This is a genomic window from Mesorhizobium sp. WSM1497 (genome assembly GCF_001672455.2).
Taxonomy (GTDB): Bacteria; Pseudomonadota; Alphaproteobacteria; order Rhizobiales; family Rhizobiaceae; genus Mesorhizobium; species Mesorhizobium ciceri.
Genome location: NZ_CP021070.1, coordinates 1150361 through 1175349 on the forward strand (window position 1 = coordinate 1150361; position 24989 = coordinate 1175349).

At 65.0% G+C, this 24989-nt stretch carries 22 protein-coding genes; 15 read left to right on the plus strand and 7 right to left on the minus strand.

Annotated elements, in window-relative coordinates:
- The first annotated feature begins 3 nt into the window (after nt 1-3).
- The gene (locus tag A9K65_RS05635) at nt 4-1383 is read left to right on the plus strand and encodes a glutamine synthetase family protein (protein ID WP_064992586.1); all 1380 of its coding nucleotides are present in this window, start codon (nt 4-6) and stop codon (nt 1381-1383) included.
- A 2-nt stretch (nt 1384-1385) separates the two neighbouring features.
- Nucleotides 1386-2687, plus strand: a complete 1302-nt coding sequence (locus tag A9K65_RS05640; protein WP_064992585.1) for an FAD-binding oxidoreductase — start codon at nt 1386-1388, stop codon at nt 2685-2687.
- 239 nt (nt 2688-2926) lie between these two features.
- Here A9K65_RS05640 and A9K65_RS05645 read toward each other — a convergent pair whose 3' ends face one another.
- On the minus strand, nt 2927-3697 hold the full coding sequence (locus A9K65_RS05645; protein WP_064992584.1) for an IclR family transcriptional regulator C-terminal domain-containing protein: 771 nt from the start codon (nt 3695-3697) through the stop codon (nt 2927-2929).
- Nucleotides 3698-3816: 119 nt separating this feature from the next.
- Between A9K65_RS05645 and A9K65_RS05650 the strand changes: the two genes are divergently transcribed.
- The 7 genes from A9K65_RS05650 to A9K65_RS05680 all read left to right on the plus strand — a co-directional run bounded on the left by A9K65_RS05650 (nt 3817) and on the right by A9K65_RS05680 (nt 11599).
- The gene (locus A9K65_RS05650) at nt 3817-4674 is read left to right on the plus strand and encodes a CoA transferase subunit A (protein ID WP_063173322.1); all 858 of its coding nucleotides are present in this window, start codon (nt 3817-3819) and stop codon (nt 4672-4674) included.
- The gene (locus A9K65_RS05655; RefSeq protein WP_064992583.1) at nt 4671-5471 is read left to right on the plus strand and encodes a CoA-transferase subunit beta; all 801 of its coding nucleotides are present in this window, start codon (nt 4671-4673) and stop codon (nt 5469-5471) included. The genes A9K65_RS05650 and A9K65_RS05655 overlap by 4 nt, the downstream gene beginning before the upstream one ends.
- Nucleotide 5472: 1 nt before the next feature.
- On the plus strand, nt 5473-6678 hold the full coding sequence (pcaF, locus tag A9K65_RS05660) for a 3-oxoadipyl-CoA thiolase (RefSeq protein ID WP_024504734.1): 1206 nt from the start codon (nt 5473-5475) through the stop codon (nt 6676-6678).
- A 145-nt stretch (nt 6679-6823) separates the two neighbouring features.
- Nucleotides 6824-7855, plus strand: a complete 1032-nt coding sequence (locus A9K65_RS05665; RefSeq protein WP_013528955.1) for a BMP family protein — start codon at nt 6824-6826, stop codon at nt 7853-7855.
- A 236-nt stretch (nt 7856-8091) separates the two neighbouring features.
- Nucleotides 8092-9603 (plus strand): ABC transporter ATP-binding protein, encoded by a 1512-nt coding sequence (locus tag A9K65_RS05670; RefSeq protein ID WP_084015481.1) that lies wholly within the window; start codon nt 8092-8094, stop codon nt 9601-9603.
- Nucleotides 9603-10658, plus strand: a complete 1056-nt coding sequence (locus A9K65_RS05675; RefSeq protein ID WP_024504732.1) for an ABC transporter permease — start codon at nt 9603-9605, stop codon at nt 10656-10658. Before A9K65_RS05670 ends, A9K65_RS05675 begins: the two co-directional genes overlap by 1 nt.
- Complete coding sequence (locus A9K65_RS05680) at nt 10655-11599, plus strand: ABC transporter permease (protein ID WP_013528958.1); 945 nt, start codon at nt 10655-10657, stop codon at nt 11597-11599. Before A9K65_RS05675 ends, A9K65_RS05680 begins: the two co-directional genes overlap by 4 nt.
- 27 nt (nt 11600-11626) lie before the next feature.
- On the opposite strand, the gene A9K65_RS05685 is transcribed toward A9K65_RS05680, so the two are convergent.
- Nucleotides 11627-12394, minus strand: a complete 768-nt coding sequence (locus tag A9K65_RS05685; RefSeq protein WP_064992581.1) for an SDR family oxidoreductase — start codon at nt 12392-12394, stop codon at nt 11627-11629.
- A gap of 290 nt (nt 12395-12684) precedes the next feature.
- Here A9K65_RS05685 and A9K65_RS05690 point away from each other — a divergent pair, with 290 nt between their 5' ends.
- Entirely contained in the window at nt 12685-12840 is a 156-nt protein-coding gene (locus tag A9K65_RS05690; protein ID WP_084015479.1) for a hypothetical protein, read from the plus strand.
- A gap of 110 nt (nt 12841-12950) precedes the next feature.
- Complete coding sequence (locus tag A9K65_RS05695; protein ID WP_013528961.1) at nt 12951-13892, plus strand: LLM class flavin-dependent oxidoreductase; 942 nt, start codon at nt 12951-12953, stop codon at nt 13890-13892.
- A 6-nt stretch (nt 13893-13898) separates the two neighbouring features.
- Here the strand turns inward: A9K65_RS05695 and A9K65_RS05700 are convergent, their stop codons facing one another.
- The 5 genes from A9K65_RS05700 to A9K65_RS05720 form a co-directional block, all read right to left on the minus strand.
- The gene (locus A9K65_RS05700; protein WP_013528962.1) at nt 13899-14585 is read right to left on the minus strand and encodes an isochorismatase family cysteine hydrolase; all 687 of its coding nucleotides are present in this window, start codon (nt 14583-14585) and stop codon (nt 13899-13901) included.
- 36 nt (nt 14586-14621) lie between these two features.
- Nucleotides 14622-16346: an ABC transporter ATP-binding protein gene (locus tag A9K65_RS05705; RefSeq protein WP_024504730.1), complete on the minus strand. Its 1725-nt coding sequence runs from the start codon at nt 16344-16346 to the stop codon at nt 14622-14624.
- 109 nt (nt 16347-16455) lie between these two features.
- On the minus strand, nt 16456-18459 hold the full coding sequence (fhuB, locus tag A9K65_RS05710; protein ID WP_064992580.1) for a Fe(3+)-hydroxamate ABC transporter permease FhuB: 2004 nt from the start codon (nt 18457-18459) through the stop codon (nt 16456-16458).
- Nucleotides 18456-19316, minus strand: coding sequence for an ABC transporter substrate-binding protein (locus A9K65_RS05715; protein WP_064992579.1), 861 nt, complete (start codon nt 19314-19316; stop codon nt 18456-18458). Before A9K65_RS05715 ends, fhuB begins: the two co-directional genes overlap by 4 nt.
- Before the next feature lie 25 nt (nt 19317-19341).
- Entirely contained in the window at nt 19342-21525 is a 2184-nt protein-coding gene (locus tag A9K65_RS05720; RefSeq protein WP_245321988.1) for a TonB-dependent siderophore receptor, read from the minus strand.
- A 212-nt stretch (nt 21526-21737) separates the two neighbouring features.
- On the opposite strand from A9K65_RS05720, the gene A9K65_RS05725 reads away from it, so the two are divergent.
- From A9K65_RS05725 to A9K65_RS05740, 4 genes are all read left to right on the plus strand, one after another.
- A complete protein-coding gene (locus A9K65_RS05725; protein WP_063170397.1) occupies nt 21738-22529 on the plus strand; it encodes an ATP-binding cassette domain-containing protein in 792 nt (263 codons plus the stop codon).
- Nucleotides 22530-22594: 65 nt separating this feature from the next.
- Complete coding sequence (exbB, locus tag A9K65_RS05730) at nt 22595-23566, plus strand: tonB-system energizer ExbB (RefSeq protein WP_063173314.1); 972 nt, start codon at nt 22595-22597, stop codon at nt 23564-23566.
- Between the two features lie 4 nt (nt 23567-23570).
- Nucleotides 23571-24038, plus strand: coding sequence for a TonB system transport protein ExbD (exbD, locus tag A9K65_RS05735; protein ID WP_013528969.1), 468 nt, complete (start codon nt 23571-23573; stop codon nt 24036-24038).
- Entirely contained in the window at nt 24035-24979 is a 945-nt protein-coding gene (locus tag A9K65_RS05740; protein WP_086081291.1) for an energy transducer TonB, read from the plus strand. The genes exbD and A9K65_RS05740 overlap by 4 nt, the downstream gene beginning before the upstream one ends.
- Nucleotides 24980-24989: the final 10 nt, after the last annotated feature.

Below are 24989 nucleotides of genomic sequence, written 5' to 3' on the forward strand. Positions count from 1 at the left end.
AAAATGCCTGACAACAACACGAACATCTCGCTCTCCAGCGGCACCGATGCCAAAGCCTGGCTGACCCGGCACGGCATCAACGAAGTCGAGTGCCTGGTGCCCGACATGAACGGCGTCCTGCGCGGCAAGGCCTTGCCAACGGCCAAATTCCTCCAGGCGCTTGAAGACCGCGCACTCTATCTGCCGAGCAGCGCTTTCCTGGTCAGCATCGACGGCCGCTATTCCGGCTCGATCGACGAGGGTTTTGCCTATTCGGATCCGGACATGCGCATGGTGCCCGATGTATCGACGCTCTGCCTGGCGCCGGGTGCCGCTCCCGGCAAGGCCTATGTCTTCGCCGATGCCTTCCATATGGACGGCCGGCCATGGATGGCCTCGCCGCGCCATGTGCTCAGGGCCGTGCTCGACCTCTACGCCAAGCGCGGCTGGCGGGCGGTGGTGGCGCCCGAGGTGGAATTCTATCTCACCGCGCCCAATCCGGATCCGGACCGGCCGCTGACCGCCCCGGTCGGCGCCAATGGCCGCGCCGAGACCGTGCAGCATCCCTACGATATGGCCGGGCTCGAGGAGTTCGAACCGGTGATCCGCCGCATCTACGATTATGCGGCGGCGGCCTGCCTGCCGCTCGACACGCTGATCCATGAGTCGGGAACCGCGCAGTTGGAGATCAACTTCCTGCATGGCGATGCGCTGCCGCTGGCCGATAAGGTGCTGCTGTTCAAGCGGCTGACGCGCCAGGCAGCGCAGCAAAGCGGCATGCACGCCACCTTCATGGCCAAGCCGATCGCCGCACAGGCCGGCAGCTCGATGCATCTGCACATGTCGGTCATCGACGAGGCCGGCAGGACTTTGTTTGCCGGCAGCGACGATGCCGACACCGCAATGTTTGGCCACTTCATCGGCGGCCTTCAGAAATATGTCCCCGAAATCATGCCGCTGTTCGCGCCCAACGTGAACTCGTTCCGCCGCATCAGGCCGAATCACAGCGCGCCGGCCAACATCGAATGGTCGCATGACAACCGCTCCTGCGGCCTGCGCGTGCCGGCCGGCGGCCGCGCCGCGCGGCGGGTGGAGAACCGGCTTCCGGGTGCGGATTCCAATCCTTACCTGGCGATCGCCGGCTCGCTGCTTGCCGGCTATCTCGGCGTCGAGCAGAAACTGGCGCGCTCGCCCGAGGCGTCGGGCAATGCCTACAAGATCAAGAGCACGCTGCCGAAGACGATGGAGGAGGCGCTCGATCGTTTCGAGGCTTGCGGCCCGGTGCGGGAACTGCTCGGCGAGGATTTCTTCCAGACTTATCTGCGCGTAAAGAGCGTCGAGCTCGACCTGTTCCAGGGCGTGGTGACGAGCTGGGAACGCGACCACCTTCTGCTGAAGGTGTGATCATGGCTTCCAGTTCAACGGGCTTCAATTCGGGCCTCGATATCGCAAAATCCTATTATGTCGCCACCGCCAATCCGGCGCCGGACCATCCGGCGCTGGTCGGCGATGTCGACACCGACCTGGTGGTCGTCGGCGGCGGCTGCACCGGCCTGTCGGCCGCCCTTCACGCCGCCGAGCGCGGGCTGAAGGTGGTGCTGCTCGAAGGCGGCAAGATCGGCTGGGGCGCGTCGGGCCGCAATGGCGGCCAGATGATCCCCGGCCTGCGCAAGGGCGCCAAGGGACTGGTCAAGCTCTATGGGCCTGAGCGGGCAAAGGTACTGTTCGATCTTGCCTTCGAGGCGCGCGGGCTGGTGCTCGACATCATCGAGCGCCATGCCATCGATTGCGATCTCAGGCTGACCGGCCATCTGGTCGGCGCGGTCAACGGTTCCGACCTCAAGGATCTCGAGGAAGAGGTCGAGTGCCTGGCTACGGTGATGAAGTTCCCGCACGCCGAAATCCTGTCGGCGGCGGAAGCCCGAGCCAAGGTCGACACACCCTATCATGGCGCGATGTATGAGCCGCTCGGCGGCCACATGCATCCGCTGAACTACACGCTCGGCCTTGCCCGCGCGGCGATTGCTGCCGGCGTCGTCATCCATGAGAATTCGGTGGCGGTGAAGCTGGAGCGTGAGCCTTCGATCCGGATCTCGACGGCAAAGGGATCGGTGCGTGCAAAACATGTCGTGCTGGCCGGTGACGCTCTGCTCGATGGGCTGGAGCCGCGCGTCAACAGCCGCATCATGCCGGTTGGCAACTACATCGTCGCCACCGAGCCGCTGGAGGGCAAGCGCAATGTCATCCCGGCCAATGTCGCGGTGTCCGACACACGCTTCGTCGTCAACTATTACCGGATGTCGGCGGACGGCCGGCTGCTGTTCGGCGGCGGCGAGCGCTACACGCCGTCACCGCCGGCCGATATCGCCGGCTTCGTGCGGCCGCATATGGAAGCCACCTTCCCGCAACTTCAGAGCTGCCGCATCGATCACGCCTGGGGCGGGCTGGTGTCGGTGACGACATCCAGGCTGCCGCATGTCGGGCACTATGGCGAAGTCTATTTCGCGCATGGCTATTCCGGCAAGGGCGTCATCCTGTCGACGTTTTCCGGCAAGCTCCTGGCCGAAGCGATCACCGGCGACGCCTCGCGGCTCGATTTGTTCTCGACGCTGACCCCGATGCCATTCCCCGGCGGCACGGCGCTGCGCGGTCCGCTCTATGTGCTGGGCATGCTGTGGTATGCCATGCGGGATCGCATCAAGCATTGAGGGTCGGCGGGGCGGCGGCGAATTGCAAAACGCCGCGATCCTTCGCGCCCCCTCAGTCCTGCCGGACATCCCCCCTCAAGGGGGGAGATTGGCAGATTGGTGGCTTCGCCCATTCCTGCGTCGTTGGAGATTGGCGAAAGCCGGCGTGACGTCCGATCTCCCCCCAAGAGGGGGAGATGCCCGGCAGGGCAGAGGGGGGCGCTGTCCCGCCGACGGTGAAGGTTGTTGGAGAAGGCCTCTTAAACCACAAAAAAATCTTCAATCCGCTGCCTGGCCTCCAGCAACACCGGCAGAATCTCCCGCTCCATCTCCGCGACGGAGAACCGCGCCGATTGCGTCGAGACGTTGATGGCCGCGACCGTGCGTTCTGCGCGGTCGCGGATCGGCACGGCGATCGAGCGCAGGCCGAGTTCCAGTTCCTCGTCGACGATGGCAAAGCCGTCCGCTTTCGCCTTGCCGATGGCGTTGGCTAACAAACGCCTGTCGGTGATCGTCTTAGGCGTCCGTCTCTCGATCGTCGTCTGGCCGAGGAATGCGTCCAATTCCTGAGGCGTCAGACCGGCAAGCAGGATGCGTCCCATCGAGGTGCAATAGGCCGGCAGCCTGGTGCCGACATCGAGCGACACGCTGAGGATGCGGCGGCCGGGAATACGGGCGACATAGACGACATCGGCACCCGACAGGATCGCCGCCGAACAGGCCTCGTTCAGCTGTGCGGCGACCGCGCGCATGATGGGTGCGGCGAAGGCCCAGAGCGAGGCGCCGCCGAGCCAGGTGCGGGCGATCGTCAGCAAGCGTGGCGACAGCGAGAACACGCGGCCGGCTTGCGTTGCATAGCCGGTGGCGGTGAGCGTCAGCAGAAAGCGGCGGGCGCCGGCGCGGGTCAGGCCCGCTTCCTCGGCCATTTCGGTCAGCGTCATGCCCGAGGGATGCCGAGCCAGGATCTCCATGACGGCAAGGCCGCGCTCGAGCGAGCCGACATGATCACGGGAAGCGGCTTCTTCGTCCATCTCAACTCCGCGGAACGGCATCGACGCCAGGATTGACTCCGCGCCCTCGCCCAGCGTAGAGAGTATCGCATACAAAACATATGTTCGCAATACGAACTTTTGAACCCGGAGCCGATGCGATGGTCAAGTTCCTGCCGCTCAAACAGGCCGTTGCGGAGAATTTGAACGATGATGACACGGTCGCCTTCGAGGGTTTCACCCATCTGATCCCGACGGCGGCGGCGCATGAGGCGATCCGTCAGGGTTTTCGCGACCTGACCCTGGTCCGCATGACGCCGGACCTGATCTACGACCAGATGATCGGTATGGGCATGGCGAAGAAAATCGTCTTCTCCTATGTCGGCAATCCCGGCGTCGGCCTGCTGCGGCGCGCCCGCGACGCCATCGAGAACGGTTTCCCCAGATCGATCGAGATCGAGGAGCACAGCCATGCCGGCATGGCCAATGCCTATGAGGCGGGCGCGGCCGGTCTGCCCTGCGCGGTGTTTCGCGGCTATCGCGGTGCTGGCCTCGCGGCGGTCAATCCGAACATCAAGTCTGTCACCTGTCCGTTCACCGGCGAGGTGCTGGCGGCTGTTCCTTCGATCAGGCCTGACGTCACCTTCATCCATGCGCAGAAGGCCGACAGACAAGGCAATGTGCTGGTCGAAGGCATCATCGGCATCCAGAAGGAAGCGGTGCTGGCGGCCAAGCGAGCGGTGGTGACGGTGGAGGAAGTGGTCGACAATTTCGACGATCTGCACCCCAATCTGACCGTGCTGCCGCGCTGGACGATCGCGGCGATATCCGTCGTGCCCGGCGGCTCGCATCCGTCCTATGCGCATGGCTATTATGCACGTGACAATGCGGCCTATCTGGAATGGGACGAGATCGCTGCCGACCGTGACAAATTCCAGGCGTGGATGCAGGCCAATGTCTTGGAGAAGAGCGCCGGCGATTTCGCGGCCCGGGTCGAGCATTTGAGGAAAGCGGCATGAGCGACAATCCATTGGGTTTCACCCCCAACGAGATGATGACGATCGCCGCCAGCAGGGCGCTCAGGAATGACGATGTCTGCTTCGTCGGCATCGGCGCACCGTCCGCGGCCTGCAATGTGGCGCGGCTGACGCATGCGCCTGACATCACGCTGATCTACGAGAGCGGCACGATCGGCACCGCGCCCGACGTGCTGCCGCTGTCGATCGGCGATGGCGAATTGTGCGAGACCGCCGTCACCACCGTCGCGGTGCCGGAGATGTTCCGCTACTGGCTGCAGGGCGGCCGCATCTCGATCGGTTTTTTGGGGGCGGCGCAGATCGACAAGTTCGGCAACATCAACACCACGGTCATCGGCGACTATTTCCATCCCAAGACCAGGCTGCCCGGCGGCGGCGGCGCGCCGGAGATCGCGACCTCGTCGAAGCAGATCTACATCACAATGGCGCAGACCAAGCGCGGCATGGTCGAGAAGATCGACTTCTTCACCTCCTTCGGCCATGGCGAGGGCGGCGACCATCGCAAGCGGCTTGGCATCGACACATCAGGTCCGACCTTGCTGATCACCGATCTCGCCATCTGGAAGCCGGATCCGGTGACCAAGGAATTCACTATCGTGTCTTTGCATCCGGGCGTCACGCGCCAGCAGGTGCAGGAGAGCTGTGGCTGGGTGGTAAAGTTCGCGGAGGCGCTTGACGAAACACCGGCGCCAAGCGAACTCGAATTGAAGACATTGCGCGACCTGCAGGCCCGCACCAAGGCGGCGCATGAGGGAACCGGAAAAGCAAAGGCTGCATGACATGGCCGAGGCCTACATCTGCGACTACATCCGCACGCCGATCGGCCGCTTCGGCGGTTCGCTGTCTTCGGTACGATCGGACGATCTAGGCGCCATCCCGCTGAGGGCACTGGTTGAGCGCAATGCCGGCATCGACTGGCAGGCGATCGACGATGTCGTCTATGGCTGCGCCAACCAGGCCGGCGAGGACAATCGCAACGTAGCGCGCATGGCGCTGCTGCTGGCAGGGCTGCCAAAGGAGGTCCCGGGCTCGACCGTCAATCGCCTGTGCGGCTCCGGCATGGATGCGCTGACCATTGCCGCCCGAGCCATCAAGGCCGGCGAGGCGGAGCTGATGATCGCGGGCGGCGTCGAATCGATGAGCCGGGCACCCTTCGTCATGCCCAAGGCCGACACGGCGTTCTCGCGCAATGCCGAGATTTACGACACCACCATCGGCTGGCGCTTCGTCAACCCGCTGATGAAGAAGCAGTATGGCGTCGATTCCATGCCGGAAACCGGCGAGAACGTCGCCGAGGATTTTTCGGTGTCGCGGGCCGACCAGGACGCCTTCGCAGTGCGCAGCCAGAACAAGGCCGTCGCCGCACAAGCCAATGGAAGATTGGCGAAGGAGATCACCCCAGTGACCATCCTGCAGCGCAAGGGCGATGCGCTCATTGTCAGCAAGGATGAACACCCCCGCGCGGGCTCAACGGTCGAGGCGCTGGCCAAGCTGCCGACGCCGTTCCGGCAGGGCGGCACGGTGACGGCCGGCAACGCCTCCGGCGTCAATGACGGCGCGGCGGTGCTGATCGTTGCCTCCGAGGCGGCGGTGAAAAAGTATGGGCTGACGCCGATCGCCCGCATCGTCGGCGGAGCCGCCGCAGGTGTGGCGCCGCGCATCATGGGCATCGGCCCGGTGCCGGCGACGCAAAAACTCTGCGCGCGGCTTGGCCTGACGCCAAAACAGTTCGACGTCATCGAGCTCAACGAAGCCTTTGCCTCGCAAGGCATCGCCGTGCTGCGCCAGCTCGGCATTGCCGAGGACGCCGAACACGTCAACCCGAATGGCGGCGCCATCGCGCTCGGCCATCCCCTGGGCATGTCGGGCGCCCGCATATCCGGCACGGCGGCGCTGGAGCTTCGCGAGCGCGGCGGCCGGTATGCGCTTGCCACCATGTGCATCGGCGTCGGCCAGGGCATCGCGATCGCGCTGGAACGGGTCTGATCGGCAAGTCTCTCCGGCTAACTTCGAGAATCCGGTGTGCGGTCAAATTTGACCACGTGGACAAAAGTCCGGACCCGTTCCATAGTTCCTCGTCTGATTTTTAGAACAGCCGGCTCGACACGGCTGTCGAACAGAGGGGAATACAATGGAAAACCGAAAGAACAGATTTCAATCCGCACGCGAAGGGCTTTCGCGACGCAATGTGCTGGAGTTGGGCGCGCTTGGCCTGGCTGCGGCAATGCTGCCGGGCGCTGCCTTCGGCAAGGACAAGAAACTGAAGGTGGCGGCGATCTTCGCCACGCCGATCGAGGAGCCATGGGACAACCAGATCCATGTCGCCCTGCAGAAGGCCGAGAAGGAACTCGGCATCGAATACAAATGGTCGGAGAAGGTGCAAACCGCCGATTTCAGCCGCGTCATGCGCGAATACGCGCAAGGCGGCTACCAGCTGGTGCTGGGTGATGCTTTCGCCGCCGAACGTGAATCGCGCCGCACCGCCAAGCAGTTCCCGAAGACCGCCTGGCTGTTCGGCTCGGGTGCCGGGCCGGCGGAACCGAATTTCGGCGTTTTCGACAACTGGATCCACGAGCCCGCCTATCTCTCCGGTATGATCGCCGGCAAGATGTCGAAGTCGGGCACGATCGGCGCCGTCGCGGCGATGGGCATTCCGGAAGTGAACCGGCTGGTCAACGCCTTCTTCGCCGGCGCCAAGGAGGTCAACCCGAACATCAAGAAGAAGGTCGCCTTCATCGGCTCGTTCTTCGATCCGCCCAAGGCCAAGGAAGCGGCGGTCGCGCAGATCGACGCCGGCGTCGACGTCATCTATGCCGAGCGCTTCGGTGTCATCGAAGCGGCGGTCGACAAGAAGATCCTTGCCATCTCCAACATGTCCGACCAGTCGAGCCTCGGCCCGGATACGGTCATCACCGGCCCGGTCTGGGACATGTATCCGACGGTCGAACAGGCGATCAAGCTGGTCAAGGCCGGCGTCTTCACCGCGCAGGACTATGGCGACTTCTCGCGCATGGCCAAGGGCGGCTCGCATCTGGCGCCTTACCACAAGTTCGACAAGACGCTGCCGGCTGATGTGAAGGAGCTGGTCGAAAAGAAGAAAGCCGAGATCCTCGAAGGCAATTTCCGCGTCGACGTGGACGAGAACACGCCGGTTTCGGATTGAGTTCTGGTTTGAGGGGCTGGCGCTAGGCGCCCCCCTCTGTCCTGCCGGACATCTCCCCCTCAAGGAGGGAGATTAGCAGTTTCGGCGACGCGCTGTTCTTTCAAGAAAATTGGCGAAAGCCGATATGACATCCAATCTCCCCCTTGAGGGGGAGATTGCCGGCAGGCCAGAGGGGGGTGCAGCGCATTCCTCTCAATCAAAGTTGAATCGCAAAGCCCGTCCGTTCAGGAGCCCCCTTGTCCGCCCCCCTCATCGAAATGCGCGGCATCACCAAGAGCTTCGGCGCCGTCAAGGCGAACGAGGCCGTTGATCTCAGCGTCGCGCCCGGCGAAATCCTCGGGTTGCTGGGCGAGAACGGCGCCGGCAAGACGACGCTGATGAATGTGCTGTTCGGCGCCTATGCGCCCGACGCCGGCGAGATTCTCATCCAGGGCAGGCCGGTGCGGATCACAAGTTCCGCCGATGCGCTAGCCGCCGGCATCGGCATGGTGCACCAGCATTTTCATCTGGCGCCAAGGCTGACGGTGCTGGAGAACCTGCTGATAGGCATTCCCGGCAAGACAGGGCGGATCGACCGCGCCGGCGGGCTGGCGCGGCTGGCCGAGATCGGCCGCCAGCATGGGCTGACGCTTGATCCCGATCTTCCGGTCTCGGCGCTGTCGGTCGGCGAGCAGCAGCGGCTCGAAATCGTCAAGGCACTGTTTCGCGGCGCCAGGCTCTTGATCCTCGACGAGCCGACGGCGGTGCTGGCGCCGAGCGAGGTCGACGGGCTGTTTTCGGCGTTGCGGTCGATGGCGGCGCAAGGGCTCGGCATCATCTTCATCTCGCACAAGCTCAACGAGGTGCGGGCACTGACGCATCGCTGCACCGTGCTGCGGCATGGGCGCGTCGCCGGCCGCGTCGACGATCCCGCCAACACGGCATCGTCCGCAATGGCGCAACTGATGTGCGGCCATGAGATCGTGCCGCCGGCGCGGGGACCATCGACGCCGGGTGCCGCTGTGCTCACCCTCAATGGCATTTCCACCTCGCGTCATTCGGGTACGGCGCTGCGCGACGTGTCGCTTGCCGTGCGTGCAGGCGAAATCCTCGGCATTGCCGGCGTGTCGGGCAATGGCCAGCGCGCGCTGGCGGAGGTCATCTCCGGCGTGCGCGTACCTGACGCCGGCCGGATGACGATCGCCGGCCAGAAAGTCTCACGCTTTTCGCTCCGCGAGGTGCAGGCGCTCGGTCTCGGCCGTATCCCGGAAGACCGTATGACGACGGGGCTGGTTACCAACCTGCCGCTCGCGGATTCGATGGTGTTGCCGCGCATCGGCACCGCCGCGTTCAGCAGCAGAGGCCTGCTCAAGCCGGATGCGATCCGCGCCTTCGCGGAAGAGCAGATCAAGGCCTATGATATCAGGTGCCCTGGGCCGATGACCCGCGCGGGAGCGCTGTCCGGCGGCAATCTGCAGAAGGCCCTTCTGGCGCGCGAACTCGCTTTCGACCCGAAGGTTCTGATCGTCTCGCAACCGACGCGCGGGCTCGATATCGGCGCGGCGCGTTTCATCCACGAAAAGTTCCTCGACATGCGGGCCAAGGGCTGCGGCATCATCGTCATCGGCGAGGATCTGGAAGAGCTGCTGGTGCTCTGCGATCGCATCGCGGTGATGTATGAGGGCCGCATTGTCGGCACGCTCGACAGCGCCGATGCAACGATCGCACAGCTCGGCCTGATGATGACCGGGGCGGAGGGGCACAGCTGATGTTTCGCCTGGAAGTCCGCACCTCTACGCCGGCCTGGTTCAACCTCGCTTTGCCGCTGCTGGCTATCGGCGCGACGCTTGTCCTGTGCAGTGGCCTGATCGCGCTGGCCGGCGCCGGCGTGCTCAATGCGTATGGCGTGATGTTCACGGCCTCGCTGGGCGACAGCTATGCGATCACCGAAACGATGGTGCGCGCCGCGCCGATGATCTTCACCGGACTGGCGGTGGCGGTCGCCTTCCGGGCAAAATTCTGGAACATCGGCGCCGAGGGTCAATTGCTGGCCGGCGCGGTGGCCAGCTGCTTTGTCGGCGCCATCCCGATGCCGGGACCGCTCGCCATGGTGTTGATGGCGGTCGCAGGCGCTGCGGCCGGGGCCGCGGTCGCGCTGGTGCCGGCGACCCTCAGGGTAAAATTCAAGGTCGACGATGTCGTCAGTTCGCTGCTGCTCAACTCGGTCATCTACTACGCGCTGATGGCGCTGATCGAAGGACCGTGGAAGGACTCCTTCAGCGGCTATCCGATCTCGCCGCCGATAGAGGATTCGGCCAATTTCCCTGTGCTGATCGAAGGTACAAGGCTGCATCTCGGCGTTATCGTGGCGCTGCTGGCGGCACCGCTGATCTGGTTCCTGATCGTGCGCACCACGCTCGGCTTCAGGATAAGGGTCACCGGCGAAAACCCGGAAGCGGCCAGATATGGCGGCATCCATGTCGAGCGCGTGCTGATCTCGACAGCGCTGCTGTCCGGCGCGCTGGCCGGACTGGCCGGCGTCGGCGAGGTCGGCGGCGTGCATTTCCAGGTGATGAGCGACATCTCGCCGGGCTACGGCTATTCCGGCATCGTCGTGGCCATGCTGGCGCGGCTCAACCCGCTCGGCGTCGTGCCGGCGGCGATCTTCCTTGCCGCCGTGATGACCGGCGCCGAGGCGATGTCGCGGGCGACCGGCGTGCCGGCCTTCCTCAGCGATGTCATCCAGGGCACCGCACTGCTCGCCATGCTGGTGGCGCTGCTGTTCACCGCTTATCGCATCCGCCGCGTCGGGGTTGCCCGATGAGCGCGGTGTTCGAACAGATCTTCCAGGTCGGCTTTCTGGCCGCGATCATCCGCATCGCCACGCCGCTGGCTTTTGCAACGCTGGGCGAAATGTTCTCGGAACGGGCAGGCGTGCTCAATCTCGGCATCGAAGGCATCATGCTTTTGTCCGCGATGACAGGCTTCACCGCTGCCAGCCTCAGCGGCAGCCTGTGGCTCGGCGTGCTGGCGGCGGTGCTGACCGGCATGCTGATGGGCGCGCTGCATGCGTTGTTCACGGTGGTGCTCGGCCTCAGCCAGCATGTCTGCGGCATCGGCGTGACGCTGTTCTCGTCGGGCCTTGCCTATTTCCTCTACCGGCTGATCTTCGGCCAGCAGTCTGTGCCGCCCAACATCAATGGTTTTCAGACGCTGCCGATCCCGATCCTGTCCGACATTCCGGTGCTCGGGCCGGCGGTGTTCAACCAGTTCGCGCTGGTCTACATGGCGATCCTGGCCATTCCCTTGGCCGCTTTCATACTCTACCGCACGCCATGGGGCCTGTCGGTGCGCATGGTCGGTGAAAATCCGCGCGCCGCGGATTCGGCCGGTGTCAGTGTCATCGCCACACGCTTCCAGGCGGTTGTCCTCGGCGGCGCGCTGATGGGGCTGGCCGGCGCCTTCCTGTCGATGGCGCAGTTCAACGCCTTCACCTTCGGCGTGGTGTCGGGGCGCGGCTGGGTGGCGATCGCGCTGGTCGTCTTCGGCCGCTGGGATCCATGGCGCTCGGCGGGTGCGGCACTTCTGTTCGCCTTCGTCGATGCCTTGCAGCTGCGCATGCAGGCGAGCGGGCTCGGACACATCCCCTACGAGGCGTTCCTGATGCTGCCGTTCATCTTCACCATCGTCGCCATGGCTGTGATGTCGCGCAACGCGGTGGCGCCGTCGGCGCTGCTCAAGCCATTTAGACGGGAAGAGCGCTGACAGCCGGGCGGCTGTCGGCGTAGCTGTTCACATCGCGGTAAAACCGTTGTCGACGAACAGATGCGTGCCGTTGACGAAGCTCGACTCGTCGCTGGCGAGGTAAAGCGCCGCCCTCGCCACCTCTTCCGGCTCGCCGATGCGGCCCTGCTGCGCGGCCAGCGCTGCGTCCGAGACATCGATGCCGAGCCTGCCGAGGTCGGCAACCTCGCGCAGGCCGTGCGGCGTGCGGATGAAGCCCGGGCAGACGGCGTTGCAGCGGATGTTGCGGTCGCGGAACTCGACGGCGATGGCGCGGGCGAACATGTGGCAGGCGCCCTTGGTGGTGTCATAGAGCACTTCGTTGGGAGTAGCCGCCACCGCCGAGATCGACGAGGTGCAGACGATCGAGCCGCCGCCCGCCGCAATCATGCCGGGCAAAACGGCGCGCGTCATCAGGAACATCGAGCGCACATTGACGGCATGCAGCCAATCCCATTCCTGCACCGTGGTCTCCAGGAAGGGCTTTATCACGATGGTGCCGGCGTGGTTGAACAGCACGGTGATGGGCCCGAGTTTTTCGATAGCACCCTTCACGGCGGCTTCGACCTGTGCCTCGTCGGAGACGTCGGCGACAAAATGCTCGGCGACATGGCCGCGTGCCCTGATTGTCGCTGCGGTTGCGGCGGCCGCCTCGCCGTTGCGGTCGATGATCGCCACCTTGGCGCCTTCGGCGGCGAACAGCTCCGAGGTTGCTCCACCCATTCCCGTCGCGCCGCCCGAAATGATGGCGACCTTGCCGGCCAGTCTTGTGCCCATTTTTTCTGCCCCTATGTGACGATTTCGCGTTGCTGGTTGGGCGATGCTACCGCGCCGGCGCCGGGCGGCCAATCCACGAATTGAGTGCAGCGAGGGCAAGGCCATAGGTCCATTCGGACGCAGACCCGAAAACGGACGCGCCATACGGATCGGCCGCCCGAGTGCGCCTTGTAAGCAAGTGACTACCAACCTCCCATCACATAAGAGAAAATTATTCTAGATTTGACCGAAAAATAGCAATCGACAAAGTCTACAAGTTTTATAGATTAACCGGCGAGACGGAGGTCGATATGTCCTATATCCAGAACGCCCAGGCGGATCGCAGTGGCCAGCGGGCGGCCAATGCCCAGACCTTCCGCCCGGCCTATGCCGGGGCTTTCGCCTATCTCGTCTTTGCCCTTGCGTTCGTGTTCACCGGGGCCGTTGTTCTGGGTCTTATTCCCTGAGTCGTCAGATCGACCGGGGTTAGCTGCCCCACCACTTACAGGCAATTGGAGTTGAATGAACCGAATCCTCGGCGTGCTTTCGCGCGCCCGACACCACGGAGGACATGGCAATGCCGATCGAGTTCACGCATATTCCCGGCAAGACCGCCGATGCCGCGGTTCCCTTTTTCTACGACTTTGCCGAGACCGCGACCAAGCTCGGGCTGATCGAGGACGGCGGCTTCCGCAAGATCGTCGTCGACGATTCGGCCGGACTGCTGACCAACATGGATCTTGCGGCCCAGGTGCTCGATCGCACCTCGTCGCTGGAAGTCGTGCTCACCCATTGGGCGGGCGTGGTCGAACCGACCGTGGCGGCCCGCCAACTGGCGTCGATCGACAGGCAAAGCGGCGGACGCCTGGCGCTGAGAATGATCAGCGAGCCGCTGAGCGATGCCGACGCCGAAACACGGCCGGTCGGGCACACCGTCATCTGGCAGCGAATAGACGAATATCTGGTGCTGCTGAAGCGGCTGTGGTCGAACGACCGGCCCTTCGACCACGAAGGAACGTTCTACAGCATCAAGGGCGGCTACGTGCCGCGCAAGGGACCGCACGGCGCCGACCTGGTCATCCGCATGGGCGGGCAGTCCGGAACGGCGCTCAAGGTGGCCGGCCGACATGCCGATGTCTTTGAACTGGCGCCGGGCTCGATCGACGAGATCCGGCAATTGATGGAGCGGGTGCGCCGCTCCGCCGCCGAACATGGCCGGGCCGGCAAGCTGCGCTTCGCGCTTCCGGTCGGGATTCACCAAGGTGCTTCCGCCTCCGGTCACAAGGCGGTCGATGTTGCCGGGCCGCCAGCCCAGGCCGCCCTGTCGCTGCTTGCCTATGCAGCCCTCGGGATCGATGAATTCATGATTGTCGGTGTCGACACGCCACGCGAGATCGCAACGCTCGGCCGGGAAACGATCGCCCTGCTGCGCAATTCGCTGGCGCGTCGCGAACACGAGGCATTCCAGCCTGGGGCATATGCGTCTCGTGCAGGATTGGAGACGCGCGCAACGGGCTGAAGTCCTTCAGCCTTTTGTTGCCTCTGGCCTGTCGCCAAGCCGCGACAGGCCTTCAATGACAGCGCCCGAATCCGCCAGCGCGCCGAAGACGCCATCTTCGACCGTCACCATATGAAGCGCGGCCTCGTGGGCTTGTTTGTCGCCGCTGGCGCAGGCGTCGGAAATCGTCAGGCATTGAAAGTTGCGGTCGCAGGCTTCGCGCAGCGTGGTGTGGACGCAGACATCCGTCGTGCATCCGGAAAACATGAGATGCGTGATGCCTTGCGCGCGGAGCACAAGCTCGAAATCCGTATAAATGAAGGCGCTGTTGCAGGTCTTGTCGACGATGATGTCGTGCGGTGCCACGTCGATCTCCGGAACGATCTGGAACCCCGTGCCCGAGCGCAGCAGGATATCGGTGCCGTCGAGACCGGAGCGCTTGCGGCGCCATTTTTCGTAAGGCGTCATATCGGCCATGTCGGCCCTATAGCCCTGCCTGGTATGGATGACCCTGACGCCGGCCTTGCGCGCGGCCGCGATCAGCCGGCTCACCGTCGGCAGGATCGCCCTCAGAGGCGACGGGTCATAGCCCTGCCTGGCGAAGTAGCCCGTCGTCGACAGGAAATCCTGCTGCAGGTCGATGACGATCAGAGCGGTGTTTTCGGCCACCAGCCTGCCGTCAAAGGGAAAGTCGAAGGGCGTTGCCTTGATCATCCGGGCGCTCCCTGCTTTGGCCGCTACCATAGTGGATCAACGCGATGACACCAGATGCTGGGCGTCGTGCAGGCGTCGATAGATTCCGCCGGCACGGATCAGTTCGCTGTGCGACCCCTGCTCGACGACGCCCGACTCCGAGACGACGACGATGCGGTCGGCGCCGCGGATCGTTGCCAGCCGGTGTGCGATGACCAGCGTGGTTCGGCCTTCGGCAAGTTCGGCCAGCGATTTCTGGATTTCGCGCTCGGTCTCGGTGTCGAGCGCCGACGTCGCCTCGTCGAGGATCAGGATCGGCGGGTTCTTCAAGAACATGCGGGCGATCGCCAGCCGCTGCTTCTGGCCGCCGGACAGTTTTACGCCGCGCTCGCCGATGATCGTGTCATAACCGGCCGGCAGGCCTGATATCATGCCGTCGAGCTGCGCCCGCCGCGCGGCATCGGCGATGGCGTCGTCGGAGGCGCCTAGACGGCCATAGGCGATGTTTTCGCGGATTGAGCCGCCGAACAGGAAGACATCCTGCTGGACGATGCCGATCTGGCCGCGCAGCGAAGCGAGCGTCATGTCCCTGATATCGATGCCGTCGATGCTGATCCGCCCGGCGCTGACTTCGTAGAACCGCGGCAGCAGCGAGCATATGGTGGTCTTGCCGGCACCCGACGGCCCGACGAAGGCGATGGTTTCGCCGGCGCGGATGGTGAGATCGATATCCCTGAGCACCGGCTTGCCGTCGCCATAGCCGAAGCTCACACCGCGATATTTGATGTCGCCCTTGAGGCCGCTGGCGGTAACGGCACCGGCCCGGTCGGCGATGTCGGGTTCGGTGTCGAGCAACTCTGTGTAGCGGCGGAAGCCGGCAATGCCTTTTGGATAGGTCTCGATCACCGAATTGATCTTCTCGATCGGCCGCACGAAGACGCCGACCAAAAGCAGGAAGCCGACGAAGCCGCCATTGCTCAGGCCTCCCGTGATGACGAGGTAGCTGCCGGCAATCATGACCACGAGCTGGATCAGCCTTATGCCCATGTAGTTCAGCGAATTGCTGGCCGACATGATGCGGTAGGCGTCGAGCTTGGTCTGGCGGTAGCGCTGGTTGTCATGCGCGAACAGCGTGCGCTCATGCTCCTCGTTGGCGAAGGCCTGGACGACGCGCATGCCGCCGACATTCTCCTCGATGCGGACGTTGAAATCGCCGACACGCCGGTAGAGCGCCTGCCAGTTGCGCTCCATGCGGTCGCCGTAGCGCATCGTCACCCAGGCGATCAGAGGCACGATCACCGCCGTGATCAGCGCCAGATGCATGTTGACCGTGAACATCAGCACGAAGGCGCCGGCGAACGTCATGATGGCGATGAACAGGTCCTCGGGGCCATGATGCGCGATCTCGCCGATCTCCTCGAGATCCTTGGTGACGCGACCGACGAGATGGCCGGTCTTGTGGTTGTCGTAGAAGCGGAACGACAGTTTCTGCAGATGATCGAAGCTCTTGCGCCGCATCTCGGTCTCGATGTTGATGCCAAGCATGTGGCCCCAATAGGTGACGACCGCCATCAGCACCGTGTTGAGCAGATAGATTACCAGCAGCCCGGCCGAGGCGATGATGATCAGCGTCCAGTCCTGCCGTGGCAGGAGCTGGTCGACGAAGGTGCGGACCGCCATGGGAAAGCCGAGTTCGAGCAGGCCGGCCAGCACCGCGCAGGAGAAGTCGAGCGCGAACAGCCCCTTCCAGGGCGCGTAATAGGACAGGAAACGTCTGATCATCGAGGTGAACCGCAAGCTGTCTTGATGGACGCGGCGAGGGCACCGGCCGCCATCGATGGGCGCTGCTTACAATCGGCAGGGCAGGGTCGGCAATATGCCAGGGCCGACTTCATTGCCTGCCTTTCCACATCAGCGCCATGAAATAGGGGCCGCCGACGAAGGCGGCGATGAGCCCGGCCGGCACCTGCCAGGGAAAGATCAGCGTCCGGCCTGCCCAGTCGGCGGCAACGAGGATCAGCCCGCCTGTCATGGCCGAGGCCAGAAGCTGCGGCACGGCACGGCGGAAGCCGAGCATGCGCGCGAGATGCGGCGCCATCAGGCCGACGAAGCTCAGCGGGCCGATGACCAATGTCGCGGTTGCGGTGGCCAGCGCGGTAAGTGCCAGCAGAATGGCGCGAACCCGTCCAAGCCGCAGGCCAAGGCCACGCGCGGCAGTTTCGCCGAGCGGCCCTATATCGAGCCAGCGCGCCGTCAGCGGCGCCAGCGCGAGGACGGCGACCGCGACCGCAGCGGCAGTGAAGGCATCATTGGGCGTTGCGCGATAGGTCGATCCCGATAGCCAGGCGAGCAGGAAGCCCGTGCGCGGATCGCCGCTGGCCAGAAGCAGCGCGGCGAAGGCCGACGCGACCGTCGCCACGGCGACGCCGGCAAGCAGCAGCCGCGCCGGCGACAGTGCATTGCGCCGCCCGACCAGCACGACGATCGTCAGCGCCAGCAAGGCGCCCGCGAGTGCGGCGCCGAGCATTGCCGCGCGGTCGAAGCCGTCGCTGAGCAACAGCAGCGCCAGCACGCCGAAAGAGGCGCCGCCGGAAATGCCGAGCACTTCGGGTGCTGCCATCGGGTTGCCGGTCATGCGCTGCATCAGCGTGCCGGCGACCGCGAGCAGGACGCCCGCCGACAGGGCGACGACGACGCGAGGCGCGCGCAGGGCAAGCAGCTCGGTCAAATCCTCGGATGCGATCCAGTGCCAACCGCCTGCGCCACGGCCAAAGCCCATTGCGACGACAACCGCGAGGATGAGCGCCAGCAGGCCGGCGATCAACGGCAGGCCGTTTGTCGGCAGGCGTACGGACGACATCATATCGGCCTGCCTTTCGGGGGTGGTTCGCATTCGCGGCAACAGGAACAGCAGCAGCGGCGCGCCGAGCAAAGCGGTCGCGGTGCCGGCGGGGATTTCGCCGGCGAACGGCAGATGCTGCACCAGACGGTCGGTGAGCCAGAGCAGGGCGCCGCCGACCAGCGGCGACCAGACCAGGCGGCGGCCAAGCGTGCGCGCTCCGGCCAGCCGCGCCAGCGCCGGGGCAGCGAGCGCCACGAACCCGATGACGCCGACCTCGGCGACGACCAACGCGCCAAGCGAGACGGCGACAGCCATGCCGGCAAGGCGGATGACGGCCGGGCGGGTGCCGAGCGATGCCGCACCGTCGTCGCTGAGATCGAGCAGGCGTAGCGGTCGCCAGAGCAGGAACGCGGCGCAGATGCCGGCCAGCAGCCACGGCGCCAGAGCAACGACGGCCGCATCGCCATTCTGCACCAGCGAGCCGCTCTGCCAGATGAACAGCTCCTCGGTGTATTCGCGGTTGAGCGCCATCAGCAGCGCGCCGGCCGAACCGAAAGTGAGGCTGACGACGAGGCCGGCGATGATGATCGACACTGGCGAAAAGCTGCGCCCGCGCGCCAGTGCGAAAACGGCTGATGTGGCGAGAGCGCCGCCAGCCAGCGCCACCCCTTCACGGCCGCCTTCCAGCAGCCATGGTGCGTAGAGGGTGGCGGCCGCCAAAGCGAGGCTTGCTCCGGCATTGGTGCCGATCGTGGTCGGCTCGGCCAGCGGGTTGCGCAGCACATGCTGCATGACGACACCGGCGAGACCGAGCGCCGCGCCGGCCAGCACGCTGGCGGCGACACGTGGCAGGAAAGCATAGCGATACAGCAACTGCACTGGATCGGATGTGTCGGGGGCGGTGAGCGCCTGCCACCACAGGTGCGCCGGCAGAAGGTGGATGAGATCGATGACGCTCAGCACCAGCGCCAGACCCGCGGGCACGGCAACCAGCAGGATGAGCGCGCCGATGCCGTCGCGCTGTCGCGGCAGGGACATTGCCTGAGCGATCATGCCGCTGCCACGAATTCGGCGAAACGCCCGGCGGCAGTGAGACCGCCGAACGGCCAGACCGGCGGAATGGTCCGCACCTGGCCGTTCCGGACGCAGGGCAGATTGGCCCAGAGCGAGTTGCGGGCGATCCTGATCCTGACGTGCGGCGGGATCGGATCGAGCGAGATCAGTTGCGCCTCGCCGACGGCGACCAGTTCCTCGATGCCGACCGTCGAAAAACCCCATTCATTGGTGGCGCCGGTCCAGGCGTTGACGAGGCCGAGCCGGTCGAGGACGTCCTGCAGCAGGCTGCCGGCGCCGTAGACGCGGACATGGCGATCGTCGAACATGCTGACGACGCAGACCGGTTTTTGCACCGCCCGCTCCAGCCTGGCACGCGCTTGGGCGATCGAGGCTTCGGTGCGCCCGACAAGGTTTTCTGCTTCCGTCCCACGGCCAAGCATGTTGCCAAGCTGCAGCGTCACCTGCTGCGCCTGCGCGTAAGGTGGAGCCTTGCCGCTGTAGAACGGCACATTGAAGGTCGGCGCCAATCTGGTGAAGCTGTTCTCGTCCAAGCCATAGCCATAGGCGCCGACGATCAGGTCGGGCCGCAATTCCCGAAGCAGTTCGAGATTGGGCTCGCTGCGCGACCCCAGGTCGATGGTGGCCTGCGGCAGCGCCGGGCCCTGGACCCAGTCGCCATAACCCCTGGTGTCGCCGACGGCGAGCGGCGACACGCCGAGCGAGACCACCATTTCGGCCGATGTCCATTCCAGGCAGACGACGCGGGCAGGTGCCGCGCGTGCCGTGCCGCCCGGCAAAGCGAGACCGGTCGCGGCGAGGCCGGCAAGATACTGGCGCCGTGTCAGCGCCGCCATTTTGGGCCGGCCCGCCACATTGCTTCTACCATGTGTATTTCACCGAACCGTTGATCCTGCGGCCCTCGCCGTAGAAGCAGCCGAAGCCCGAGGAGAAGCAGGAGGCGACGTAGCGTTTGTCGAACAGATTGCTGGCATTGAGGCTGAGCGTGGCGTTCTGCCAGGCGTAATGCACCGCCGCGTCGGCGAGCACGACCGACGGAACCTTGAAGCTGTTGGCGTCGTCGCCATAGGTCGAGCCGACATAGCGGACGCCGGCGCCCAGGCCGAGACCTTCGAGCTTGCCGCTCATGAAGGTGTAATTGGCCCAAAGCGATGCGGAATGGGCCGGCACGCCGAAGGGCGTGTTGCCCTCGTTGCTGACCCAGACGCCGTTGACGTCTTCGACAGCGGTCGCCCTGGTGATCTTCGTGTCGAGGTAGGTGTAGGCCGCTCTCAGGTCGAAGCCGGAATCGAGGCTGGCAACGGCCTCGAGTTCCACGCCGCGCGAACGGATCTCACCGGTCTGGAACAGATCGTTGGGCGAGCCCTCATTACCGGAACGCACGACATTCTGTCGGGTCAGGTCGAAAACCGATGCCGTAATGAAGGAATTCCAGCCGGTCGGCTGGTACTTCAGCCCGATCTCGTACTGCCTGCCGGTCTCGGGCACGAACAGATTGCCGTCGCTATCGGCGCCGGCCACCGGCTGGAACGATTCGGAATAGCTGACATAGGGTGCCAGGCCGTTGTCTGCGAGATAGACCAGGCCGGCGCGGCTGGTGAAGGCGTTGTCCTTCTGCTCGGGAATGTAGCCGCCGGCCAGATTGTCGTAGACCTTGGCGTCCGACCAATCCTGGCGGCCGCCAAGGGTCAGCCGCCAGTTGCCGAACTTGACCTGGTCCTGGGCATAGAGACCGACCTGCTGCTGGGTGGTGTCGGTATCGGTGTAGGGCGTCAGATCGGTGATCGGGTACCCGTAAACCGGATCGAAGATGTTGAAACCGTCCTCGACGGTCCCTTCCGAGGCATAGTCGCGGTAAGTGTAGCGTTTGTAGTCGAGGCCGACGAGCAGCGTGTGGGCAAGCGGCCCGGTGTCGAAATCGGCTTGTGCCTGGTTGTCGATGGTGACGCCGCTGAGTTTGGTGCCGCCGGCATCTGCGTAACGGTAGTAGTCGCCGCTTGAAGGTTCCAGGCCGTTCGAGTCCGTCAGTCCGCCACCAAAGACGCCCTCCTCGGTGTGAGTGAGGTGGACGTAGCGGGCATGCTGTCGCACCTGCCAGGTTTCGTTGAAACGGTGATCGAATTCGTAGCCGATCGAGGCCTGGTCGTTGTTGTAGGAGTCGAAGCCGGGTTCGCCGACGAACATGCTGTTCGGCAGGTACTTGCCGTCCTTGCCCGGTACGACCGTGCCGTAAGCAGGCAGGTACTGCATCGCCCATCCCGAGCGATTGCGCTGATAGTTGGCGAGGATGGTCAGGCTGGTGTCGGCATCGGGCTGCCAGGTGATCGCCGGCGCGATGAAGATGCGATCGTCCTTGACGAAATCGGTCTGCGTGTCGCCCATGTGAGCGGCACCGGTGAGGCGAAACAGCAGCGGGTTGTCGGCGTTCACGGCACCGCTGAAATCGAACTTGCCTTCATAGCGATTGAAGCTGCCGCCACCGAGTTCGATCTCGCGCAGGTTTTCCTCGGTCGGCCGCTTGCTGACATAGTTGATGATGCCGCCGGGGCTAGCCTGGCCGTAGAGCACCGACGCTGGTCCGCGCAGCACCTCGTAGCGTTCCGCGCCATAGGAATCGAGTGCGGTGAACAGGGTGAAATTGCTCTCCTTGAGCTGCAGCCCGTCCCTGTAGAAGACGCCGTTGGCGTTCGAAATGCCGCGCAACTGCAGGCCGAGGCCGCGATTGTCGGTGCCGTAGAGATCGCCGGTGGCGCCGGGCGTGTAGCGCAGAACGCCGCCGAGGTTGTCAATCGCCTGTGCTTCCATCTGGTCCTTGGTGATCACCGATATCGACTGGGGCGTCTCGATCAGCGGCGTGTCGGTCTTGGTGCCGGTGGAGCCCTTGGTGGCCACGTAGCCCTTGACCGGCCCGAAGGCGCTTTCGACACGTTCCTGGACGTTGATCGGGTCCAGGGTGGTGGTGACCGTCTCCTGGGCCAGGGCATGGCCGCAGCCAAGCAGGGCCGGCACCGACACCGCTGCGATCAGCAGGCGCTTTCGCGCCATCCGGTCCTGCCAAATCAGTCGACGTCCCGAGATCATCCTGCGCCCCCTTTTCCAAATTTCATGTCGATATTGCCGGTCGCGACGATTTGTTGATCGTTGCAGTCATCTTCAATGTTGACTAGTAAGGTCATGTTTCATAGTCAACCGGGCATGAGCCGTCGAAAGCCGGAATCTGGAAATGCGGGCGGCCGCACTGGAGAAAAGCCATGAGCATGGCTGGAATTGATGCCCAGACTGCCTTCCATATCGACGCGGTGCGCTTTGCCGTCGGCGAGCGGACGCTGCTCGGTCCGGTCTCGCTCGAACTGCAGCGCTCGCGGGTCTACGGGCTGATCGGCCACAATGGTTCGGGCAAGTCGACGCTGATCAAGCTCATGGCGCGCCAGCAGCCGGCAAGCTCAGGCGCCATCACTTTCGCCAGGCGTCCGCTGCCGCAATGGGGCGCCCGCGAGTTTGCCCGCGCGCTTGCCTATCTGCCGCAGACGACGCCGGCGGCGACCGGCCTGACCGTGCGCGAACTGGCGACGCTCGGGCGCTATCCCTGGCATGGCGCGCTTGGCCGTTTCCGCGCGCAGGACAGGCAGCATGTCGACGAGGCGCTGGCCCTGACCGACATGGACGGGTTCGCGGACCGGCTGGTGGACGAATTGTCGGGCGGCGAGCGCCAGCGCGCCTGGCTCGCCATGCTGGTGGCGCAGAACGCCGGCGTCATGCTGCTCGACGAGCCGATCTCGGCACTCGACATCGCCCATCAGGTCGAGGTGCTCGGGCTGGTCAAGGAACTCAGCCGCAAACGCGACCTCTGCGTCGTCGTCGTGCTGCACGATCCCAACATGGCGGCGCGCTACTGCGACGAACTGATCGCGCTCAAGGACGGCAAGCTGCTGACGCGCGGCACACCCGGCGAGATCATGCGCAGCGATGTTCTGAAAGGCATTTTCGGCGTGGAGATGGGCGTGTTCGCGCACCCCGTCACCGGCCAGCCCGTCGGCTATGTGCAGTGACGAGATCTGGTGCGGCGGCGGGAAATAGAAGGCGGCTGGCCGCTGTGAGAACAAGGAAGAAGCTGTTGTCGAGAAGTGGTTTGTTGGCGGCGTTGGTCGCATCCGTCATCCTGTCGGCCGGCAGCGCGATGGCCCAGGAGCAACCCGCCGGTGCCGCGCCGGCGATTGATGCCCCCACCCCGGCTGCTCCCACGGCCCCAGCGCCGATTGCGCCGGCGCCCGCCGCACCGGCAGTCGCTCCGCCGGCCACGATGGCGCCTTCGCAGCCAGGCACCCAGCCGAATACAGCCGCGCCAGCCGAGGCCGGACCTTCGACGGCGATGGAATTGACCTTGCCGCATGACCTGTCGCCATGGGGCATGTTCATGGCGGCCGATATCGTCGTCAAGGCGGTGATGATCGGGCTGGCCTTTGCCTCCCTCGTCACCTGGACGATATGGCTGGCCAAGTCGCTGGAGCTTTTCGGCGGCAAGCTGCGCATCCGTCGCGCCGTGCGGGCGATCGGCAAGGCCGCCACGCTGAAGCAGGCCAGCAGTACCCTCGACCGCAGCGGCGGCCCGGGCGCGCTGCTGGTGCGGGCGGCCGAGGAGGAGACCGCACTCTCAGCCGGCGCCCTCGATCATGTCTCAGGCGATGGCCTCAAGGAACGGGTTACGTCGCGCCTGTCGCGCATCGAGGCGGCGGCGGCGCGGCGCATGTCACGCGGCACCGGCGTGCTGGCGACGATCGGCTCGACGGCGCCCTTCGTCGGCCTGTTCGGCACGGTCTGGGGCATCATGAACGCCTTCATCGGCATCTCGCAGGCGCAGACCACCAATCTCGCCGTGGTCGCGCCGGGCATCGCCGAAGCGCTGCTGGCCACCGCGATGGGCCTGGTCGCGGCCATACCGGCCGTCGTCATCTACAACGTCTTCGCCCGCTCGATAGCCGGCTATCGGCAGATCCTCGCCGATGCCTCGGCAGGGGTCGAACGACTGGTCAGCCGCGACCTCGACTTCCGCACCGTCGCGCCGGCCGCGCCACTGGCAGCGGAGTAGCGCCATGGGAAGCAGAATCCGACAGACCATGGATGACGATCTCGAGGAAAGCCACGAGATCAACGTCACCCCGTTCATCGATGTCATCCTGGTGCTGTTGATCATCTTCATGGTCGCGGCACCGCTGGCCACGGTGGATGTCAATGTCGACCTGCCGGGTTCGACCGCAACGCCCGCGCCGAGGCCCGAGACACCGCTGTTCCTGACGCTGAAGGACGATCTGACGCTGGCGATCGGCAATGACGGCGTGCCACGCCCGGCTTTCGCCGCGACGCTGGACGCCAAGACCAAGGGTGACAAGCAGACGCGCATCTTCCTGCGCGCCGACAAGGCGGTCGCCTATGGCGACCTGATGGAGGCGATGAACCTGTTGCGCGGCGCCGGCTATCTGAAGATCGCGCTGGTCGGCCTGGAGACGGCTCCCGCGTCCAATGCTCCCGCGCCCACGGCCACCGGTGCGGCGGCGCCATGACGCAAGCGGTCGCCGTGCCCTCGGTCCAGATGTCGCGCTTCGGCTGGCGCGATCTTGGCTTGTGGGCCGGTGCTGCCGCGCTGGTCCTCGGAGCCCATGTCGCGGTCGCCTATGCAGTGCAGAATCTCACCATAGTCACCGAAGCGGACGGCGGTCCGCCACCGGCCCAGGTGATCGAGATGGCGCCGATGGTGGTGATGCCGGCCGTACAAGAACAGGTCGCCGCGCTGGACGCGGTGACGCCAGATCAGACCGAACCGACACCGACGACCGAGCCGACACCTGAAGAACCGGTCGAAAAGGCGAAGCCGGTTGTCGAGCCACCGGAAGCGGTCGCGCCCGACGAGGCCGAACCCAACCGGACCGAAACGACTGAACAGGCCGATCAGCCGCCGCCGGATGAGGTCATCCCGGATGTTGTCGAGGCTGTCACGCCAGACGTCGTCATTCCCTTGCCGCAGCCGAAACCGGTCGAAATTGTCAAAGACAAGAAACCGGTCGAGGCCAAGGCGAAAAAACCTGTCGAGAAGCCCAAGCCGCGGCTTAAGAAGGAGAAGGCGGCTCCGCCGAAGACGGCAACCGTCGCCAGCGCCGACGCACGGCCCGCGGCCAGGACCGCCGCGCCGAAGGCAGCGGAATCGACGTCGCGCTCCGGCGACTCCAGCAAATGGGACTCCCGTCTGGGTGCCTGGATCAAGCGGCACACGCGCTATCCCAGTTCTGCCAAGGCCCGAGGCGTGGAAGGCAGGCCGTATGTCGCCTTCACGGTCGACTCGTCCGGCCGGGTCCTGTCTGCCAGGCTCTCTCGTTCCTCCGGGGATGCGGATCTGGACCGTGCGGCGCTCGCCGTGCTGCAAGGCGCCACGGTGCCGGCACCGCCGCCGGAACTCGGTTCGCGTCTGAGCCGTACAGCGCCGTTCGTGTTCAGCCTGCGCAACTAGAGCGGTTCGC

What these genes read in the sequence shown, in the direction of transcription:
- A9K65_RS05635 (WP_064992586.1), top strand. Translation starts at nt 4, where the DNA reads ATGCCTGACAACAACACGAACATCTCGCTCTCCAGCGGCACCGATGCC.
- A9K65_RS05640 (WP_064992585.1), top strand. Translation starts at nt 1,386, where the DNA reads ATGGCTTCCAGTTCAACGGGCTTCAATTCGGGCCTCGATATCGCAAAA.
- A9K65_RS05645 (WP_064992584.1), bottom strand. Translation starts at nt 3,697, where the DNA reads ATGGACGAAGAAGCCGCTTCCCGTGATCATGTCGGCTCGCTCGAGCGC.
- A9K65_RS05650 (WP_063173322.1), top strand. Translation starts at nt 3,817, where the DNA reads ATGGTCAAGTTCCTGCCGCTCAAACAGGCCGTTGCGGAGAATTTGAAC.
- A9K65_RS05655 (WP_064992583.1), top strand. Translation starts at nt 4,671, where the DNA reads ATGAGCGACAATCCATTGGGTTTCACCCCCAACGAGATGATGACGATC.
- pcaF (WP_024504734.1), top strand. Translation starts at nt 5,473, where the DNA reads ATGGCCGAGGCCTACATCTGCGACTACATCCGCACGCCGATCGGCCGC.
- A9K65_RS05665 (WP_013528955.1), top strand. Translation starts at nt 6,824, where the DNA reads ATGGAAAACCGAAAGAACAGATTTCAATCCGCACGCGAAGGGCTTTCG.
- A9K65_RS05675 (WP_024504732.1), top strand. Translation starts at nt 9,603, where the DNA reads ATGTTTCGCCTGGAAGTCCGCACCTCTACGCCGGCCTGGTTCAACCTC.
- A9K65_RS05680 (WP_013528958.1), top strand. Translation starts at nt 10,655, where the DNA reads ATGAGCGCGGTGTTCGAACAGATCTTCCAGGTCGGCTTTCTGGCCGCG.
- A9K65_RS05685 (WP_064992581.1), bottom strand. Translation starts at nt 12,394, where the DNA reads ATGGGCACAAGACTGGCCGGCAAGGTCGCCATCATTTCGGGCGGCGCG.
- A9K65_RS05690 (WP_084015479.1), top strand. Translation starts at nt 12,685, where the DNA reads ATGTCCTATATCCAGAACGCCCAGGCGGATCGCAGTGGCCAGCGGGCG.
- A9K65_RS05695 (WP_013528961.1), top strand. Translation starts at nt 12,951, where the DNA reads ATGCCGATCGAGTTCACGCATATTCCCGGCAAGACCGCCGATGCCGCG.
- A9K65_RS05700 (WP_013528962.1), bottom strand. Translation starts at nt 14,585, where the DNA reads ATGATCAAGGCAACGCCCTTCGACTTTCCCTTTGACGGCAGGCTGGTG.
- A9K65_RS05705 (WP_024504730.1), bottom strand. Translation starts at nt 16,346, where the DNA reads ATGATCAGACGTTTCCTGTCCTATTACGCGCCCTGGAAGGGGCTGTTC.
- fhuB (WP_064992580.1), bottom strand. Translation starts at nt 18,459, where the DNA reads ATGATCGCTCAGGCAATGTCCCTGCCGCGACAGCGCGACGGCATCGGC.
- A9K65_RS05715 (WP_064992579.1), bottom strand. Translation starts at nt 19,316, where the DNA reads ATGGCGGCGCTGACACGGCGCCAGTATCTTGCCGGCCTCGCCGCGACC.
- A9K65_RS05720 (WP_245321988.1), bottom strand. Translation starts at nt 21,525, where the DNA reads ATGGCGCGAAAGCGCCTGCTGATCGCAGCGGTGTCGGTGCCGGCCCTG.
- A9K65_RS05725 (WP_063170397.1), top strand. Translation starts at nt 21,738, where the DNA reads ATGGCTGGAATTGATGCCCAGACTGCCTTCCATATCGACGCGGTGCGC.
- exbD (WP_013528969.1), top strand. Translation starts at nt 23,571, where the DNA reads ATGGGAAGCAGAATCCGACAGACCATGGATGACGATCTCGAGGAAAGC.
- A9K65_RS05740 (WP_086081291.1), top strand. Translation starts at nt 24,035, where the DNA reads ATGACGCAAGCGGTCGCCGTGCCCTCGGTCCAGATGTCGCGCTTCGGC.